Source organism: Lentzea cavernae (genome assembly GCF_014653695.1).
Classification (GTDB): Bacteria; Actinomycetota; Actinomycetes; order Mycobacteriales; family Pseudonocardiaceae; genus Lentzea; species Lentzea cavernae.
In genome coordinates, this window is the sequence record NZ_BNAR01000031.1 from 1 (window position 1) to 16117 (window position 16117).

The window sequence follows — 16117 nt, forward strand, 5'->3', positions numbered from 1 at the left end:
CATGATCAACCAGGGTCTCACCCAGCCGCTCAGAGGTTAAAACTCAAGCTAGGGCGTGTCCTGCAAGTTCGTCAGGTGAGAGACGCGGGCGAGAGTCCCGGAGGCGGTGCCGCCGTCACGCCCTCATACCGGGCGTATTCGGGCGTTGCGGCGGTGCCGTCTCCGGGGCCCTCGCCTGCCGCTGTCGCCCGACGAGACTTGCAGGACAGGCGCTAGCCGAGCGTGCCGCGGATGTTCGCGTGACCCTTGAGCAGGTTGCGGGCGATCGTGCGGCGCTGGATCTCGTCGGTGCCCTCGTAGATGCGCAGCAGCCGCAGTTCGCGGTACCAGCGCTCGATCGGCAGTTCGCGGGTGTAGCCCATGCCGCCGTGGATCTGCAGCACGCGGTCGACGATCTCGTTGGCCTTGATGCCGCCGTAGAGCTTCGCGATCGACTGCGCCTGCCGCGAGTCCTTCTTCTGGTCGACGAGCCACGCGGCGTGCAGCACGAGCCAGCGCAGCGCCTCGATCTCGACGGCCGAGTCGGCGATCATCCACTGGATGGCCTGGTACTCGGCGATGGGCTGGCCGAACGTGACGCGGTTCTTGGCCTGCTCGATCGCCATCTCGACCAGCCGCTCGACGCTGCCGATCGCGCGGGCGGGCAGCAGGTAGCGGCCCTGGCCGATCCACTGCATCGCGAGGTGGAAGCCCTTGCCCTCCTCGCCGAGGATGTTCTCGTGCGGCACGCGCACGTTGTCGAACACGAGCGCCGCGGGACCCCACTGGCCCATGGTCGGGATGGGCTCGGACTTCCAGCCCATGTCGCGGTCGACGAGGAAGCACGTGACGCCGCCGTCGGCGCCCTTCTCCTTGTCCGTCACCGCGAACACCATCACGAAGTCGGCCTCGTTGCCCTGCGTGATGAACGTCTTCTCGCCGTTGATCACCCACTCGTCGCCGTCCCGGACGGCGGTGGTGCGGATGGCCTTGGCGTCACTGCCGGCGCCGGGCTCGGTGATCGCGAAGCACGACACGCGTTCACCGGAGATCGTCGGCAGCAGGTAGCGCTGCTTCTGCTCGTCGTTGCCGTGGAACAGGATGTTGTCCGCGTAGCCGCCGAAGCGGAACGGCACGAAGCTGCGGCCCAGTTCGGCCTCGAGCAGCGCCGTCATGACCGCGCCGAGACCCATGCCGCCGTACTCCTGCGGCGTCAGCACGCCGAAGAAGCCGGCCTGCTTGGCCTTGTCCTGCAGCGCCTTCAGCTCGTCCCTGGTCAGACCCGGCTGGCCCGCGCGTTCGCGGCGCAGCACCTCGGGCTCCAGCGGGATGATCTCCTTGCGCACGAAGGTCCGCACCCAGTCGCGGATCTCCTTCTGCTCCTCGTCGAGCGTGAAGTCCATTGCTTTCCTCTCAGATGAACGCGTTGACGCCCGTGAGCGCGCGACCGATGAGCAGTTTCTGGATCTGGCTGGTGCCCTCGTAGAGGGTGGTGACCCTGGCGTCCCGCAGGTACTTGCCCACGGGGTACTCGTCGATGTAGCCGTACCCGCCGAAGACCTGGATGGCGTTGTTGGCGACCTTGACCGCCGCCTCGCTGGCGAAGAGCTTCGCCATGCTCGCCTCGGTGCCGAACGGCTGACCGCGGTCGGCGAGATCGGCCACGCGCCACGTCAGCAGCCGGGCGGCGTCGGTCTCCACGGCCATGTCGGCGAGGAGCTCCTGGACGAGCTGGAAGCCCGCGATGGGCTTGCCGAACTGCTCGCGTTCCCCGGCGTACTTCAGCGCGGCCTCCAGGGCACCCCTCGCGGCGCCGACGCAGCCCGCCGCGACGGACATGCGGCCCTTGTCGAGCGCGCCCATCGCGAGCTTGAAGCCCTCGGTGCTGAGCAGGGCGTCCTCCGCCACCTCGACGTCGTCGAGGGTGATCTCGGCGGTGGCCTGGCCGCGCATGCCGAGCTTGCCCTTGATCTCGGTGGCCGTGAAGCCGGGCGCGTCCGTGGGGACGAGGAACGCGCTGATGCCCTTCGGGCCCGGTCCGCCGGTGCGGGCGAACACGAGGGCGACGTCGGCCCACGTGCCGTTGGTGATGAAGACCTTGCGGCCGGTGATCCGGTAGCCGCCGTCCGTCTTCACGGCCTTGGTGACGAGGTTGCCCGCGTCGCTGCCGGTGCCGGGTTCGGTGAGGGCGAAGCAGGCGATCTGCGTGCCGGCGGTGAGGCCGGGCAGCCAGCGCTGCTTCTGCTCCTCCGTGCCGTGCCGGGCGATCGACTTCGCGACCAGCCCGAGCGAGACGGAGATGATGCCCCTGACCGCGCTGTCGCCGCGCGCGACCTCTTCGAGGACCAGGCAGTAGGCGAGGTTGTCGCCGCCGCTCCCGCCGTAGCGCTCGTCGATGCCGAGCCCGAGGAACCCGACCTCGCCCAGGGCGGGGACCAGCTCCCTGTCGATCGCCTCCTCACGGTCCCAGCGCGTGGCGTGAGGCACGATGCGGTCGTCGGTGAACCGCCGGGCCAGCTCCCTGAGCTGCCGGTGTTCGTCCGAAAGCGTTAGATCCACGAACCCTCCCGACTAACCGAACAGTGTTAGGTTAACTCACATGCCCCGGCCGAGCACCCCTCTGCTGAGTCCCGGCCGCATCAGGTCGGTGGCTCTGGCCATCATCGACCGCGACGGCCTCGACGGCCTGTCCATGCGCAAGCTCGCCGCGGAGCTGGGCGTGCAGGCCGCGTCGCTCTACGGGCACGTGCGCACCAAGGACCAGCTCCTGAACGACATCGCGTCGACCGTCCTCTCGGCCGTCGACGTCTCGGGGTTCGAGGTGGACTGGCGCGAGGGCCTGATCCGATGCGCGCGCTCGTACCGTGCGGCCCTGTTGACGCACCCGAACATCGTGCCGTTCCTGGCGTACGGCCCCGCCGGCCGTGACGAGTCCCTCCAACGCCTCGACCTGCTGCACGGCGCCCTCGTTGACGCGGGCTGGTCGCGCCGCGAGGCCACGATGATCGCCGCGGGCCTCATGTACATCGTGTTCGGCGCGGCCTTGAGCTCGTTCTCCAGCGGGTTCTCCTCGGACCCCGCGGACTACGTCGACCGCTACCCGCACCTCGACCGCGCCCACCTGCTGCCGGGCGTCGCCCGCGAGCTCGACCGCGACAGCTTCGAACTGGCGCTCGCGGCGTTCGTCCGCGGCCTTTAGGGTTCTGCCGTGGCTTCCAAGGCGATCGAGCTAGAGGTAGGCGACCAGCTCGTCCGGGTGTCCAACCCGGACAAGCCGTACTTCCCCGCGCGCGGCATCACCAAGGGGCAGGTGGTCGAGTACTACCGCACCGTCGCACCCCACCTGCTGTCGGTGCTGCGCGACCGCCCCGTCGTCCTGAAGCGCTACGTCGACGGCGTCGAGGGCGAGGCGTTCTACCAGAAGCGCGTGCCCAAGGGCGCCCCCGCGTACGTGGAGACGGTGCAGGTCCGCTTCCCCTCCGGCCGTCCCGCCGACGAGATCTGCCCGACCTCGGAAGCCGTGATCGTGTGGGCCGCGAACCTCGGCACCTTCGACTTCCACCCGTGGCCGGTCCGCCGTTCCGACGTCGACCACCCGGACGAGCTTCGCATCGACCTGGACCCGCAGCCCGGCACCGACTTCTCCGACGCCGCCCGCGTGGCGCTGGTCCTGCGCGAGGTGCTCGCCGACGCGGGCCTCACCGGCTACCCCAAGACCTCCGGCGGCCGCGGCATCCACGTCGCCGTGCGCATCCGGCCCGAGTGGGACTTCATCGACGTCCGCCACGCCGTGATCGCGCTGGCCCGCGAGGTCGAGAAGCGCGCCCCGGCCCTCGCCACTTCGGCCTGGTGGAAGGAAGAACGCGGCGAGCGCGTGTTCATCGACTTCAACCAGGCCGCCCGCGACCGGACGATCGCCTCGGCATGGTCGGTGCGCGGCACCCCTCGCGCGACCGTCTCGACGCCGGTCCTGTGGGACGAACTGTCCACTGTGGATCCGGACGACTTCGACGTGCTGACGGTGCCGGGGTACCTCGCCGAGCGCGGTGATCCGCACGCCTCGCTGGACTCGGAGGCGTTCGGCATCGAGACGCTGCTGGAGTGGTACGCGGGTGATCCGCGTGGGGAGATGCCCTATCCGCCGGACTACCCGAAGATGCCGGGCGAGCCGTTGCGCGTGCAGCCCTCCCGCGCCCGCAAGCAGGAGTAACAGGGCACCGTTTGGAGCCGATCCTGTCTGCGTGACAGCGATCGCGACCGTCGTCGCGGACTTGGCCGAGACCGCCGTGCGCTGGGTGAGCGCCTCTTCCGTGCCGATGTCCGGCCTCGTGCGCCGCCGCGTCGAGGACTACCTGCGTGGGCCCGCCTGCGCCTCGCTGCTGGAACTGCTGTGTCAGCTCGACTACACCGAAGAGGGCAAGTTCTACCAGTCGGTGGACAGGGGAGAACTCGCTGAGGCGTTCCGCCGCGAGTTCCAGCGGGCCGTTCGCCACGAGGGCGCGAGGTCCGCCGACTTCGCGTCGTCGTTGTGGTCCGTGATCGAGCAGGACGTGCCGTACCGCGCCGTCGACAGCCGCGACCGGATCCGGATCACCGTGACGGGGCCCGACCGGCCGATCGCGGAACGGCTCGGCCTCGCCGCGGACATCGGCAGGCTGGCGGCGGCGCGGGCCACGGGCGAGGTGATCCGTGCCGCGACGGCGCGTGTCCACGGGCGGTTGGTCATGCCGCATTCGAAGGCCGACTTCCGGTTCCCCGTCGACCAGATCTACGTGCCGCGCAAGCTGCGGTGCGGCGACTGCCCGGTCGACGAGGACGAGGTGGCCGAACGGCGGTTCGTGGTGGTGGGGAATCCCGGTGCGGGCAAGAGCACGTTCATCCGGCGGCTGTTGCACCGCGCGGTTCTGGTGCCACTTCTGGTGCAGCTCAAGCAACACCAGAAGCCGGCGGGTGACTTCGTCACGATCATCGCCGAGGAGCTGCGCACGCTGACCCAGCGGGTGGAGGATCCCCGGCACGTCGCGGACCTGCTCGACGCCGGGGAGGCCTTGGTGGTCTTCGACGGGCTGGACGAGGTCGGCGACATCCAGGCCCGGCGTGCGGCGGTGGCGGCGATCGAGGCGTTCGCGGCTCGCTTCCCGCTGGCTCGCGTCGTGGTGACGTGCCGCCAGGAGAGCTACCCGGTCGCGAAGCTCGACGCCACGACGTTTCCCGTGCACTTGCTGCCGGACTTCGAACCCGATCAGGTCGCGCGGTACGTGCGCACCTGGTTCGGCCTGGTGTACGCGCCGGCACGGGCGAAGGCGTTCCTGCGGGACAGCGAGCACCTGGCGGATCTCCGGTCGAATCCGCTGATGCTCTCCTTGCTGTGCATGCTCTACCAGAACGACGGCTACATCCCCGAGAACGCCGCCGACGTCTACCGCGAGTGTTCCGAACTGATGCTGGTCCGGTGGGACGCCCTGAGCCAGGTGCCGTCCGTGATCCGGTCGGTGAAGTTCGCGAAGTTCCTCGTGCAGGAGCTGGCGCAGCACTTCTTCTTCGCGCTCAACGGGCGGGGGGACGAGGGCGAGAAGACGTTGGAACGCCTGGTGGTCGCTCACCTGCGCGAGCGCGAGGAGGAGGGCAGGCAGTCGTACCACCAGCAGGCGCGCGAGTTCCTGGACTACTGCGCCGAACGCGCGTGGGTGCTCACCCAGGTCGACACCTCGCTGGACGGCGAGCGGCGGTTCGGCTTCACGCACCGGACCTTCATGGAGTACTACACGGCCTGCTACGTCCTGTGCGCCGAGGAGACCGCTGAGGAGATCGTCGACTGCCTGCTGCCGATGATCACGTCGGGCAAGAGCATGGTCGTTCCGCAGATCGCGTTGCAGCTGTACGACAGCTACCGCGCTGACGGCGGTGACGTGTGCATCGGCCTGATGCTGCAGAAGGTGAGGCGCGACCCCAAGGTCACCACGTTCTGCGTGACCTTCCTGGAGCACAACAACCTGCGCAGGGCCACGGCGGAATCGTTGCTGGAACACGCTTTCTGGCTGTTGGGTCACACGGGTGACGAGCGCCTGCTCGCCGCGCTCAAGGCGGCGAGGCGGGTGAAGCGGACGCGCACCGCGGACGTCGGAAGGGCCGTGCTGGCCCGCGCCGAGCCCGGCAGCGACCTCCGGCTCGGCGCGGCCCTCGCCGTCCGCGTGCCGTCGCTCGCGTACGAGGTGCGGTTGGGAGAGGCGCGGCACGGCCTCCTGTCGGCGACCGAGTTCGTGCGGGCGCACGGGATCCGGGCCGCGGTCTACACCCGGCTGCCGGGCGTCGACGGGTACGTGCCCGGCCCCGCCGTCAAGTCGTACGGCGACAGCTGGATCGCGAACGACCTGTTCAGGCATCTGCAGACGTGCTGGCACCTGGTGCTGCCACTGCCCGCCTCCGCGTTGCCGGCGCTCGGCGAGGAAGTCCGGCGGACGGACCGGGCCGCGGCGGCCGCGTCGCGCATCCCGGGTCCGCTGATGCTCGCCGCGATCATCGAGGCCGCGATCGCCGGTCCGAGCCCCGAACTCGCCCGGCGACTGCTGGAGCTCTGCCCGGTGGGCGCCGAACTGGAGCCCTTCCGCGCGATGGTGGGGAGGTGGGGGCGAGGGGAGGCGGAGTTCGTCGATTCCAATCGGTGATGATCACGCCGAGTCGTGCCGTGAATCGTGATGGCGCGGCACGATCGAGTGGCCGGCGGTGCTGGGACGGCTGCTTGCGTTGGGCGGCAACGGAAAATGGGTTCTCGGCGCGATCGGCGGGGATCCGTGTGAGTGAGCCAACCGGCTGTATCGGCGACGGATCCAGTTGCCGACCTCGTAGACTGGGCGAAACGCGAGAGGAGGTCGTCATGTCCCAGCCTTATGTCGTGCGGTACGTCGGCGGTCCCCTCGACGGCAGGGTCGACTCGTTGCCGTCCACGCCGGACGACCCGAAGCAGACCGTCACGTACGTGCACCTGCACGGCGGCCCGAAGATCGTGCACCTGTACGACCTTTCGTACGCGGTCGAGTACGGGTGCGAGTACCGGCTGCGGGCCGGAGAGGTCGAAACGGCCGAGGAGGCCTGAGTTCCGCGCTCGTACGGCCGTGTTCCCTGGTGATGATCTTGTTGCCGACCCTGTGCTCAGAATTGTCGGGGGTGTAGGGCATGCTGACGCACAGGTGTTCGAACGGGGAGGCGGCGCAATGGTGAAGAAGAGCGGGCTGTCGGTGGAGGACGTCGCCGATCTGCGCGCGCAGTTGGACGAGGGCGCTCAGCCGATGGTGTGGTTCACGGCGGCCGCGGTCGGCATGGAGGAGGGCAGGTCGGCGAAGCTGCTGGCCGTCACGGATCCTCCCGAGGGCGACTTCATCCAGGTCCGGCCCACGGGTTCGAAGGACGAGATGTCGTTCGGCCTCGCCGAGCTGACGCTGGAGAAGCCCCCGCCCCGCAAGAAGCCGGCCGCCCCGCCCGCTGCGGCACCGGAGCCGCCGCGCGAGACTGAGGTCATCCACCCCTACGTTCCGGAGGCGCCGGTGAAGCCCGCGGCCCCCAAGCCGAAACCCGCTCCCGCCCCCGCTCCTGTGGAGCAGGCGCCGGCGAAGCCCGCCCGCAAGCCCGCGGCCAAGGCCGCCACCGTCCCCGAGGTCACCGTCACGCTGGTGACGACGGGCGAGGGCGAGTGGTCCGTGGAGGTGCTGCAGGGCACCCGCCGGGCGGTCAAGCCGACACCGGTGCCGCCCGCCGCCGTCGCCCAGGCCGCGAAGCTGCTCACCCCCGAGGTCGCCGAGATCGTCGAGGGCGTCCTGAACGCGGCGCGTGCACAGCAGCTCGCCCGGGTGGAGCAGTTGCGCGCCGAACTGGAGGCAGCGCAGAAGGCTCTGGAGGACCTGGGCGCGTAGCGGTATCACGGGCTGCGACCGCCCCGGTGGTTGTCCCCACGCGTTCGGGTGAGGGGGGTTCCCAGGGCTGGTGCCGGGGCGGACCGTGAGGTCTGCGGAGTTCCCGCGGCAGGTCCGGGTTTTGAGGACGGGGAGGCCCTGATGGGTACGTGTGGGTGCTGTTCCGGGTGCACGGGGCCCGGCTGCGGCTGCTGTTCCAGCTGCTGACACGAAGAATTCGGGCGGGGAGTCCTCAACGCGTCTCGGTTGCGCGAAGGGCTCCCCGTGCCACGTCCCCGGTGCCGTGGGGGAGCGGGCCCGCCTGCTTGGATGGCGGCGTGACCGCGTACGACGTCGCTCGACGCCTGCCCGCCATCCCAGAACTGCACGCGTTGTGCCGTGCGCTGGGTGTGCTGGACGTCGTGCTCGACCCCGGAAGCGAGGACCGCTACCACCTCTACGACTCCGCCTGGGCTCCTGGAGAGCAGCTCGCGTCCATGCGGGACGGTGCGGGCAACGAGTACTCGGTCGTGTTCACGGCCGCGGGGGCGTACGTGCGCGGGTTCGACCACGAGTCGCCGATGAGCCCTTACGCCACCGACGACGAAAAGGCGTGGCCCGGTGTCCTCGACTCCGTGCCTGACGTGTTCCGGCAGTGCGTGGAGGAACCGGCTTTCTCCGACGCGTTGGGCATGCCGTTCGTCACGGTGTGCCTGTGGCGCGAGAACGGCGACACCGTCTGGCGGCACGGCGACATCGCGTTCCCCGAGGAGGGCGACGACGGGGCCGACTGGATGTTCGCCCTGCTGACCGACGGCACGCCCGAGGCGTTCCAGGACTGGGCGCAGGACTACTACGAGATGCCGGTCGACCTCGCCGCGGTGCGGCACGTCCTCACCGGGCGACCGCTGACCGAGGCGGTCGTGATGGCGCTCAACCCGGCCACGACCCTGACCGCTGTCGCTGACGAGGTCGCCGCGACCGGTCACCCGGTCCGCTGACCGGTCAGGGCGGGCAGACGGTGCCGTTCGACGGCACCTTCGCGTCCACCAGGTAGTCCCGCGCCGCCGTGGTCGCACACCCCGACAGTCCCAGCGCACCGTGCCCACTGCCCTGCCACCCGACCAAAGACGACCCGGGCAACCGCTGCGCCGCGTGCTCGGTCCCGGGAGCGGGAGTGGAAACGTCGTTGGCCGTGCTCAGAACCACGACCGGCGGCGCGCTCTTGAGCGGTTCGACCTTCTCGGCCTTGGGCGGCACGAACGGGTTGCAGTGCAGCAGCTGGCGGGCGAACAGGGCGCCGAACATCGCGTGCTTCGACTGCCAGTCGGCGGTGAGGGCCTTCACCCGGTCCGGCGGGATGCGGGTCGCGGTGTCGTTGCAGCCGATGATCAGGCCCGCGTCGAAGCGCGGCGGGTTCTCGTCCAGGTCGTTGACGAGCGGGTCGAGCAGGGTGAACAGGCCCGTGCTGTCGCCGGCGCGGGCCTTGACGAGGGCGTCGGCCAGTGCGGGCCACTTCGCGCGGTCGGCGAGGCCCGCGACGACGGCGTTCAGGGCGGAGCCGGGGGTCAGGTCGACGTACTCGCCGCGCACGCGTCCGGAGCGCAGCTGGGTCAGGAGGGCGGCGACGTCCTCGCGCGGGTTCGCCAGGGCGCAGCCGCGGGTCTTGCAGTCGCGGGCGAACGCGTCGAAGGTCGCCTCGGCCGCGATGGCGCGGGACTCGAGGACGCCCACCTGGTCCAGCGCGGGGTCCGGGGCGCCGTCGAGGACGGTGCGGCCGATGCGGTTCGGGTAGCGCTGCGCGTAGGTCGTGATGACGCGCGAGCCCTCGCCGAGGCCGATGGCGTTGAGGCGGTCGGAGCCGAGGAACTCGCGGAGCCGTTCGAGGTCGGCGGCCGCGCGCCACGAGTCGAACGCGGTCAGCCTGCCCTCGAGGTCGAGGACGCACTCCTGCGACGCCTCGCCGGCGGCGACCACCAGGTTGGACTGCTCGGTCTCGGCCGGGTCGTACTCGACGAGCTGTGCGCGCGTGGCCGGGGGCACGCACGACATGCCGTCCGAACGGCCCGTGCCCCGCCGGTCCACGCCGATGATCGTGTACGTGCTGAGGACGTCCTTCGGCAACGCCGCCGCCAGCCGCGCGGCCTTCAGGGTGCCGGGCTCGCCGCCGGGGTCGGTGACGACGACCAGCGCGCTCTTGCCCGTGCCGACGCGCGTCAGCGCGATGCCGAGCTGACCGCGGCCGGGGCGTCCCGGCGGGTCGAGCACGGTGGTCATGCGCGCGCATTCGTACTTCTGGTCGCCGGGAGGAGCGTCCGCGCCGAAGCGGTCCTTCATCTGCTCGTCGCACTGCGACCACTGCAGCGAGTCCGTCTTGTACTCGCTCAGCGGGGGCACGGGCTGCGGCCCGGCGAGCGCGCTCTGGTCGACGGGCTGGTTCTCCTCACCCTTGACCGCGATCACCGGCCGGTTCGAGGGACCCGCGCTGCACGCCGTCAGCACGCTCACTGCCAGTAGGACCAAGGCAGCGCGACGCACAGATTTCCTCACCTTCATCCACACTCCGGGAGGCTGAGCGTCGCACGCCGCAGGTGAGAACCCAGTGAGTCAGGATGGGGCACATGGCCTCCACCGACCGGCTGTCCGCCGCACGTCTCGCGGGCGGCATCCCGCCGACGGCGCTCGTGCTGCTCGGCATCGTCAGCGTGCAGGTCGGCGCCGCCTTCGCGAAGCAGCTGTTCGCGGTCGCGGGCTCGGCGGGCACGGTGGCGTTGCGGCTGGTCATGGCCGCGCTCATCCTCGTCGCGATCTGGCGCCCGTCCCTGCGGCTCGACCGCCGCACGCTGATCACCGTCGTCACCTACGGCGCGGTGCTCGCCGCGATGAACCTCTTCTTCTACGCCTCGCTCGCCCGCATCCCGCTCGGCGCCGCCGTGACGATCGAGTTCCTGGGACCCCTCGCGGTGGCCGTCGCGGGGTCACGGCGCTGGCTCGACGGCGTGTGGGTGCTGCTCGCCGGAATCGGGGTCGTGCTGCTCACCCGCGTGCAGGGCGGTCTGTTGTGGACGGGCGTGCTGTTCGCGCTCGCCGCGGGCGCGTGCTGGGCGGCGTACATCCTCGTGACGGCCAGGCTCGGCAGCCAGACCACGGACGGCAAGGGCCTCGCGCTCGCGATGGTGGTCGGGTCGGTGGTGGCGCTGCCGTTCGGCGTCACGTCGGCGGGCACCGCGATCCTCGACCCGGTCGTGCTCGCGGCCGGGTTCGCGGTCGCGCTGATGTCGTCGGTCGTCCCGTACTCGCTGGAGCTGCAGGCGTTGCGCCGCATGCCGCCGCGCGTGTTCGGCGTCCTGATGTCGATGGAACCGGCGGTTGCCGCCGTCGCCGGCCTGCTGCTGCTCGGCGAGCAGCTGAAACCCGTCCAGTGGGTCGCCGTCTGCTGCGTGGTGATCGCGTCGGTCGGCGCGACGAGATCGGCCCGGCCCGACGTCTAACGGGCCCGGAGCTCGCCCTTCAGCACCGACGCCACGTCGTAGCGGGCCGGGATCTCGAGCTGGTCGTAGCGGCACGACAGCGGTTCGCGGTCCGGCCGCCACCGCGCGAACTGGCCGTTGTGCCGCAGCCGCACGGGCTGCTCGCCCTCGGTCTGGGTGTAGTGGATCTCCAGCACGCGCTCGGGCCGCAACGCCACGTACTCGGCCTGCTTGCCGCGCCACCGGTTGATCTCGCCGGGGATCCGCTGTCCCGGCTTCGGGTCCGCCCACGGGTGGTCGTCGCCGGTCGTGATCAGCGGTGCCAGCTCGGCGGCCAGCTCACGGCGTTCGGCCGCCTTGAACGAACCGCAGACGCCGATGTGGTGCAGCAGGTCGTCCGAGTCGTAGACGCCGAGCAGCAGCGAACCGACCGCCGTGCCGGGCTCGGTGTCCTTGTGCCAGCGCAGGCCCGCGAGCACGACGTCGGCGGTGCGGGCGTGCTTCACCTTGATCATCGAACGCTTGCCGGGCGTGTACGGGCCGTCCGACGGCTTGCCCATCACGCCGTCCAGCCCGGCGCCCTCGAACAGCCTGAACCACTGCCGCGCCGTCTCGACGGACGTGGTCGCGGGCGTCACGTTCAGCCCCGGCAGGTTCAGCAACGCCTCGCGCCGCGCGACCGTCGGCGACTCCAGCAGCACCTCGGACCCCAGCGCCAGCAGGTCGAACGCGACGAACGTGGCCGGCGTCGACTCCGACAGCATCGTCACCCGCGAGGCCGCCGGGTGGATGCGCTCGGACAACGCGTCGAAGTCCAGCTCGTCGTTCTTCGCGACCACGAGCTCGCCGTCGACGACCACCCGCTCGGGCAGCACGTCGAGCATCGACGCGACGACCTCGGGGAAGTAGCGGTTGAGCGGCTTGCCGCTGCGCGACTGCAGCAGCACCTCGTCACCGGAGCGGAAGACCACGCACCGGAACCCGTCCCACTTCGGTTCGAAGAACAGGTTCGCGTCGTCCGGGATCCCGGCCACCGCGGTGGCGAGCATCGGCTGCAGGGGTGGCGTCAGCGGTAGGTCCACCCGCACATCCTGCCCCTTCAGCTGGAATTCCGCCGCTGGTACCGCAGCAACAGCACGTCGTCCGCGCGCAGCACCGACGCGAGCGCGAGGTCCACGGGCGGGGTCACCGAACCGTGCGCGATCCGCGACGCGCCCCCCACCGCGAGCACCGGGGCGATCGTCAGGTTCAGGGCGTCCACCAGCCCTCCGGCCACCATCGACCCGAACAGCCGCGGCCCGCCTTCGAGGTTGATCCGGTGCAGTCCCCGTGCCGCGAGCGCGGCGACCGCGACCTCCAGGTCGACGTCGGTGTCCCCGGCGACGACCACCTCGGCCGGCAACGAGGGCATCCGGGCGGCCTCGCAGGTGATCACGATCGGCGGCACGGACGTGTCGGTGAACAGCGGCATGTCCGGCGTGAGCGATCCACGGGCCGTCACGACCGCGATCGGCAACGGCCTCGAACGCCGCGCACCCCGGTACCCCTCGGCCAGCACGGTCCCGGCGCCCACCATCACCACGTCCGCGAGCTCACGCCCGAGCAGGTAGATCCGCCGGTCCGCGGGCGAGCCCAGCCCGGCCGAGCGCCCGTCGACCGACACCGCACCGTCCACGCTGGACACGAAGTTCGCGGTCACCCACGTGCGGTCCGGCGGGTAGGCGTACAGCGACTCGAGAGCTGTGTCGGTCATCTCAACGCCCGGTGAGGGCCACAACATCTCCACTGAGCCATCCCACCACGCCGATAAGCTCCCGGCATGCGCCTGTCCGACCGGGATCCCCAGGTCAGTCCCGACGAACTGATCGAGAACCTGGTCCCGCCACCGAGGTTCGACACGGTCAGCTTCGACACCTACATCCCGAACCCGGACGAGCCGTCGCAGGCCGCCGCCGTGGAGGCCGGCAGCCTGTTCGCCGCGCGGGTCAGCACCCGCCGTAGGAAGTGGTCGCTGTTCGGCTCGCGCGAGGAGGAACCGGGCAGGCTCGGCCTCTACCTCGACGGCGGCTTCGGCGTCGGCAAGACCCACCTGCTCGCCTCCCTGTGGCACGCCGTGCCGGGCCCGAAGGCGTACGGCACGTTCGTCGAGCTCACGAACATGGTCGGCGTGCTGACCTTCCCCGAGGCCGTCAAGCGGCTGTCGGGCCACAAGCTGCTCGCCATCGACGAGTTCGAGCTCGACGACCCCGGCGACACGATGCTGGTCACCCGCCTGATCAAGGAGCTGATGGCGGCGGGCGTGCACGTCGCCGCCACCTCGAACACGCTGCCGGACAAGCTCGGCGAGGGCCGCTTCGCCGCCGCGGACTTCCTGCGCGAGATCCAGTCGATGTCGTCGAAGTTCGACGTCGTGCGCGTCGACGGCCCCGACTACCGCCACCGCGGCCTGCCTGAGGCCCCTTCACCGATGTCAGACACCGACTTGGTCGTCAGAGCCTCCAACACCGAGGGTTCGACGCTCGACGACTTCGGCGAGCTGTGCGGGGCGCTGGCCCGCATCCACCCGTCGAAGTACGGCAGGCTGCTCGACGGCGTCACCGCCGTGCACCTCAAGGACGTGAAGCCGGCACCGGACCAGAGCGTCGGGCTGCGGCTCGTGGCGTTCGGCGACAGGCTCTACGACCGCGACATCCCGGTGGCGGTGTCGGGGCAGCCGCTGTCGGAGTTGTTCACCGACGAGATGCTGCGCGGCGGCTACCGGAAGAAGTACCTGCGAGCTGTCAGCCGATTGGTCGCACTGTCGAGGGTTTGACTACGAGGGCGTTCGAGTATCCACTGGAGGACGGGCGGGAATGATGACTTCCCGACGTCCTCCGGAGGCATTGATGCTGAGTGAAGCCGAACGCCGCTCGCTTCAGGAGATCGAGCAGCGGTTGCTCGCGGACGAACCGAGGTTCGCCCGCACGATGAACCGCCAGGTGCATCCCTGGTTGTTCTACGGACTCCTGGTCGTCTTCGGTGGCCTCACGGTGCTGCTGACGGTGATCGGCGCGTTCGGCCCCGCTTTCCAGTGCCTGCTGGTCACGGCGGCGGTGCTGGTGTTCCGCCGGTACCCGCTCCGCCTCCGGTAGCCGGGAAACTCGCTGGCGTTCCCGGCCGGAGCCCCCGACCATCTCCGGCGTGGGTTATCTGGAAGCGAACGGGCTCGCGTACACCCTGCCCGACGGCAGGGAGCTGTTCCGCGACGTCTCGTTCAAGGTGAGCGGCGGGACCGTGGTCGCGCTCGTGGGCGCCAACGGTGCCGGCAAGACGACGCTGCAGCGGATCCTGTCGGGGGAGCTCGTCCCGAAGCAGGGCAGCGTGCACGTGCAGGGCGGGCTCGCGGTGATGCCGCAGTTCATCGGCTCGGTCCGCGACGAGAGCCTCGTGCGCGACCTGTTGCTGTCCGTCGCGCCCGACGCGCTGCGCAGGGCGGCGAAGGAGCTCGACGACGCCGAGCTCGCGTTGATGGACACCGACGACGAAGCCACCCAGATGCGCTACGCCAACGCCCTGACGAGTTACGGCGAGGCCGGCGGGTACGACATCGAGGTCCTCTGGGACACCGTCACCGTCGCCGCGCTCGGCCTGCCCTACGACCGGGCCCGGTTCCGCGAGGTGCGCACCCTCTCCGGTGGCGAGCAGAAGCGGCTGGTCCTCGAAACGCTGCTGCGCGGCCACGAGCAGGTCCTGCTGCTCGACGAGCCCGACAACTACCTCGACGTCCCCGGCAAGCGCTGGCTGGAGGACCGCCTCAAGGCCACCGACAAGGCCGTTCTCGTCGTCAGCCACGACCGCGAGCTGCTGTCCACCGCGGCCACGCACGTCGTCACGGTCGAGGCGCACACCACCTGGACGCACGCGGGCTCGTTCGGGACGTGGCACGGCGCCCGCGCGAAACGCATCGACAGGCTGCTGGAGGACCACCGGCGCTGGAACGAGGAGCACGAACGGCTCAAGGACCTCGTCCGCACGCTCCAGCAACTGGCCAAGTCCTCCGAGGTGATGGCCCAGAAGTACCGGGTCATGGCCGCGCGCCTCGAACGGTACGAGCAGGCGGGCCCGCCGCCGGAGATCCCTCAGGACGAGAAGGTCACCCCGAGGCTCAAGGGCGGTCGCACCGGCGTGCGCGCGATCACGTGCGAGGCGCTCGAGCTGACCGGGCTGATGAAACCGTTCTCGCAGGAGATCTTCTTCGGCGACCGGGTCGCGGTGCTGGGCTCGAACGGCTCCGGCAAGAGCCACTTCCTGCGGCTGCTCGGCGGCGACGACGTCCGCACGACCGGCAAGTGGAAGCTCGGCGCACGCGTCGTGGCCGGCCTGTTCGCGCAGACGCACGAGCACCCGGAGTGGCTCGGCCGCACGCTCGTCGACATCCTCTGGCACGGTGAGGGCCAGCGTTCCGGCAAGGACAGGGGCGCCGCGATGTCGGTGCTGCAGCGCTACGGCCTGCACCAGGCGGGCGACCAGCGCTTCGAGAACCTCTCCGGCGGCCAGCAGGCGCGGTTCCAGATCCTGCTGCTGGAGCTGTCCGGGGCGACGTTGCTGCTGCTCGACGAGCCGACGGACAACCTCGACCTCGCGTCGGCGGAGGCGTTGCAGAACGCGCTGAACGACTTCGAGGGCACGGTCGTCGCCGTCACGCACGACCGGTGGTTCGCGAAGTCGTTCGACCGGTTCCTGCACTTCCGGGCGGACGGCAGGGTGTCCGAAGTGGACGAACCGGTCTGGACATAGGCGCTG

Annotated in this window: 15 protein-coding genes; 10 read left to right on the plus strand and 5 right to left on the minus strand. The window is 70.4% G+C overall.

Annotated elements, in window-relative coordinates:
- Window positions 1–212 precede the first annotated feature (212 nt).
- Entirely contained in the window at window positions 213–1382 is a 1170-nt protein-coding gene (locus IE307_RS45755) for an acyl-CoA dehydrogenase family protein (RefSeq protein ID WP_191305783.1), read from the minus strand.
- Window positions 1383–1392: 10 nt separating this feature from the next.
- A complete protein-coding gene (locus tag IE307_RS45760; protein ID WP_191305784.1) occupies window positions 1393–2538 on the minus strand; it encodes an acyl-CoA dehydrogenase family protein in 1146 nt (381 codons plus the stop codon).
- A 40-nt stretch (window positions 2539–2578) separates the two neighbouring features.
- Here IE307_RS45760 and IE307_RS45765 point away from each other — a divergent pair, with 40 nt between their 5' ends.
- The 6 genes from IE307_RS45765 to IE307_RS45790 all read left to right on the plus strand — a co-directional run bounded on the left by IE307_RS45765 (window position 2579) and on the right by IE307_RS45790 (window position 8866).
- Window positions 2579–3178, plus strand: coding sequence for a TetR family transcriptional regulator (locus IE307_RS45765; protein ID WP_191305785.1), 600 nt, complete (start codon window positions 2579–2581; stop codon window positions 3176–3178).
- Window positions 3179–3187: 9 nt separating this feature from the next.
- Window positions 3188–4189, plus strand: coding sequence for a non-homologous end-joining DNA ligase (ligD, locus tag IE307_RS45770; RefSeq protein ID WP_191305786.1), 1002 nt, complete (start codon window positions 3188–3190; stop codon window positions 4187–4189).
- Window positions 4190–4220: 31 nt separating this feature from the next.
- The gene (locus IE307_RS45775; protein WP_191305787.1) at window positions 4221–6644 is read left to right on the plus strand and encodes an NACHT domain-containing protein; all 2424 of its coding nucleotides are present in this window, start codon (window positions 4221–4223) and stop codon (window positions 6642–6644) included.
- A gap of 209 nt (window positions 6645–6853) precedes the next feature.
- Entirely contained in the window at window positions 6854–7072 is a 219-nt protein-coding gene (locus IE307_RS45780; protein WP_191305788.1) for a DUF8847 domain-containing protein, read from the plus strand.
- 118 nt (window positions 7073–7190) lie between these two features.
- A complete protein-coding gene (locus IE307_RS45785; RefSeq protein WP_191305789.1) occupies window positions 7191–7886 on the plus strand; it encodes a DUF6319 family protein in 696 nt (231 codons plus the stop codon).
- Window positions 7887–8203: 317 nt separating this feature from the next.
- Window positions 8204–8866: a hypothetical protein gene (locus IE307_RS45790; protein ID WP_191305790.1), complete on the plus strand. Its 663-nt coding sequence runs from the start codon at window positions 8204–8206 to the stop codon at window positions 8864–8866.
- A gap of 4 nt (window positions 8867–8870) precedes the next feature.
- Here IE307_RS45790 and IE307_RS45795 read toward each other — a convergent pair whose 3' ends face one another.
- Window positions 8871–10373, minus strand: coding sequence for an alpha/beta fold hydrolase (locus IE307_RS45795; protein ID WP_229905686.1), 1503 nt, complete (start codon window positions 10371–10373; stop codon window positions 8871–8873).
- Between the two features lie 113 nt (window positions 10374–10486).
- On the opposite strand from IE307_RS45795, the gene IE307_RS45800 reads away from it, so the two are divergent.
- Entirely contained in the window at window positions 10487–11356 is an 870-nt protein-coding gene (locus tag IE307_RS45800; protein WP_229905687.1) for an EamA family transporter, read from the plus strand.
- Here the strand turns inward: IE307_RS45800 and IE307_RS45805 are convergent.
- Together IE307_RS45805 and IE307_RS45810 are read right to left on the minus strand one after the other, a co-directional pair.
- The gene (locus IE307_RS45805) at window positions 11353–12417 is read right to left on the minus strand and encodes an ATP-dependent DNA ligase (RefSeq protein WP_191305793.1); all 1065 of its coding nucleotides are present in this window, start codon (window positions 12415–12417) and stop codon (window positions 11353–11355) included. The two genes, IE307_RS45800 and IE307_RS45805, sit on opposite strands and share 4 nt — an antisense overlap.
- 17 nt (window positions 12418–12434) lie before the next feature.
- A complete protein-coding gene (locus IE307_RS45810; RefSeq protein ID WP_229905688.1) occupies window positions 12435–13088 on the minus strand; it encodes a dihydrofolate reductase family protein in 654 nt (217 codons plus the stop codon).
- A 66-nt stretch (window positions 13089–13154) separates the two neighbouring features.
- On the opposite strand from IE307_RS45810, the gene zapE reads away from it, so the two are divergent.
- The 3 genes from zapE (at window position 13155) to IE307_RS45825 (ending at window position 16111) form a co-directional block, all read left to right on the plus strand.
- Entirely contained in the window at window positions 13155–14147 is a 993-nt protein-coding gene (zapE, locus tag IE307_RS45815; RefSeq protein WP_191305795.1) for a cell division protein ZapE, read from the plus strand.
- Window positions 14148–14220: 73 nt separating this feature from the next.
- A complete protein-coding gene (locus tag IE307_RS45820; RefSeq protein WP_191305796.1) occupies window positions 14221–14466 on the plus strand; it encodes a DUF3040 domain-containing protein in 246 nt (81 codons plus the stop codon).
- 49 nt (window positions 14467–14515) lie between these two features.
- Complete coding sequence (locus IE307_RS45825; RefSeq protein WP_191305797.1) at window positions 14516–16111, plus strand: ABC-F family ATP-binding cassette domain-containing protein; 1596 nt, start codon at window positions 14516–14518, stop codon at window positions 16109–16111.
- Window positions 16112–16117 lie beyond the last annotated feature (6 nt).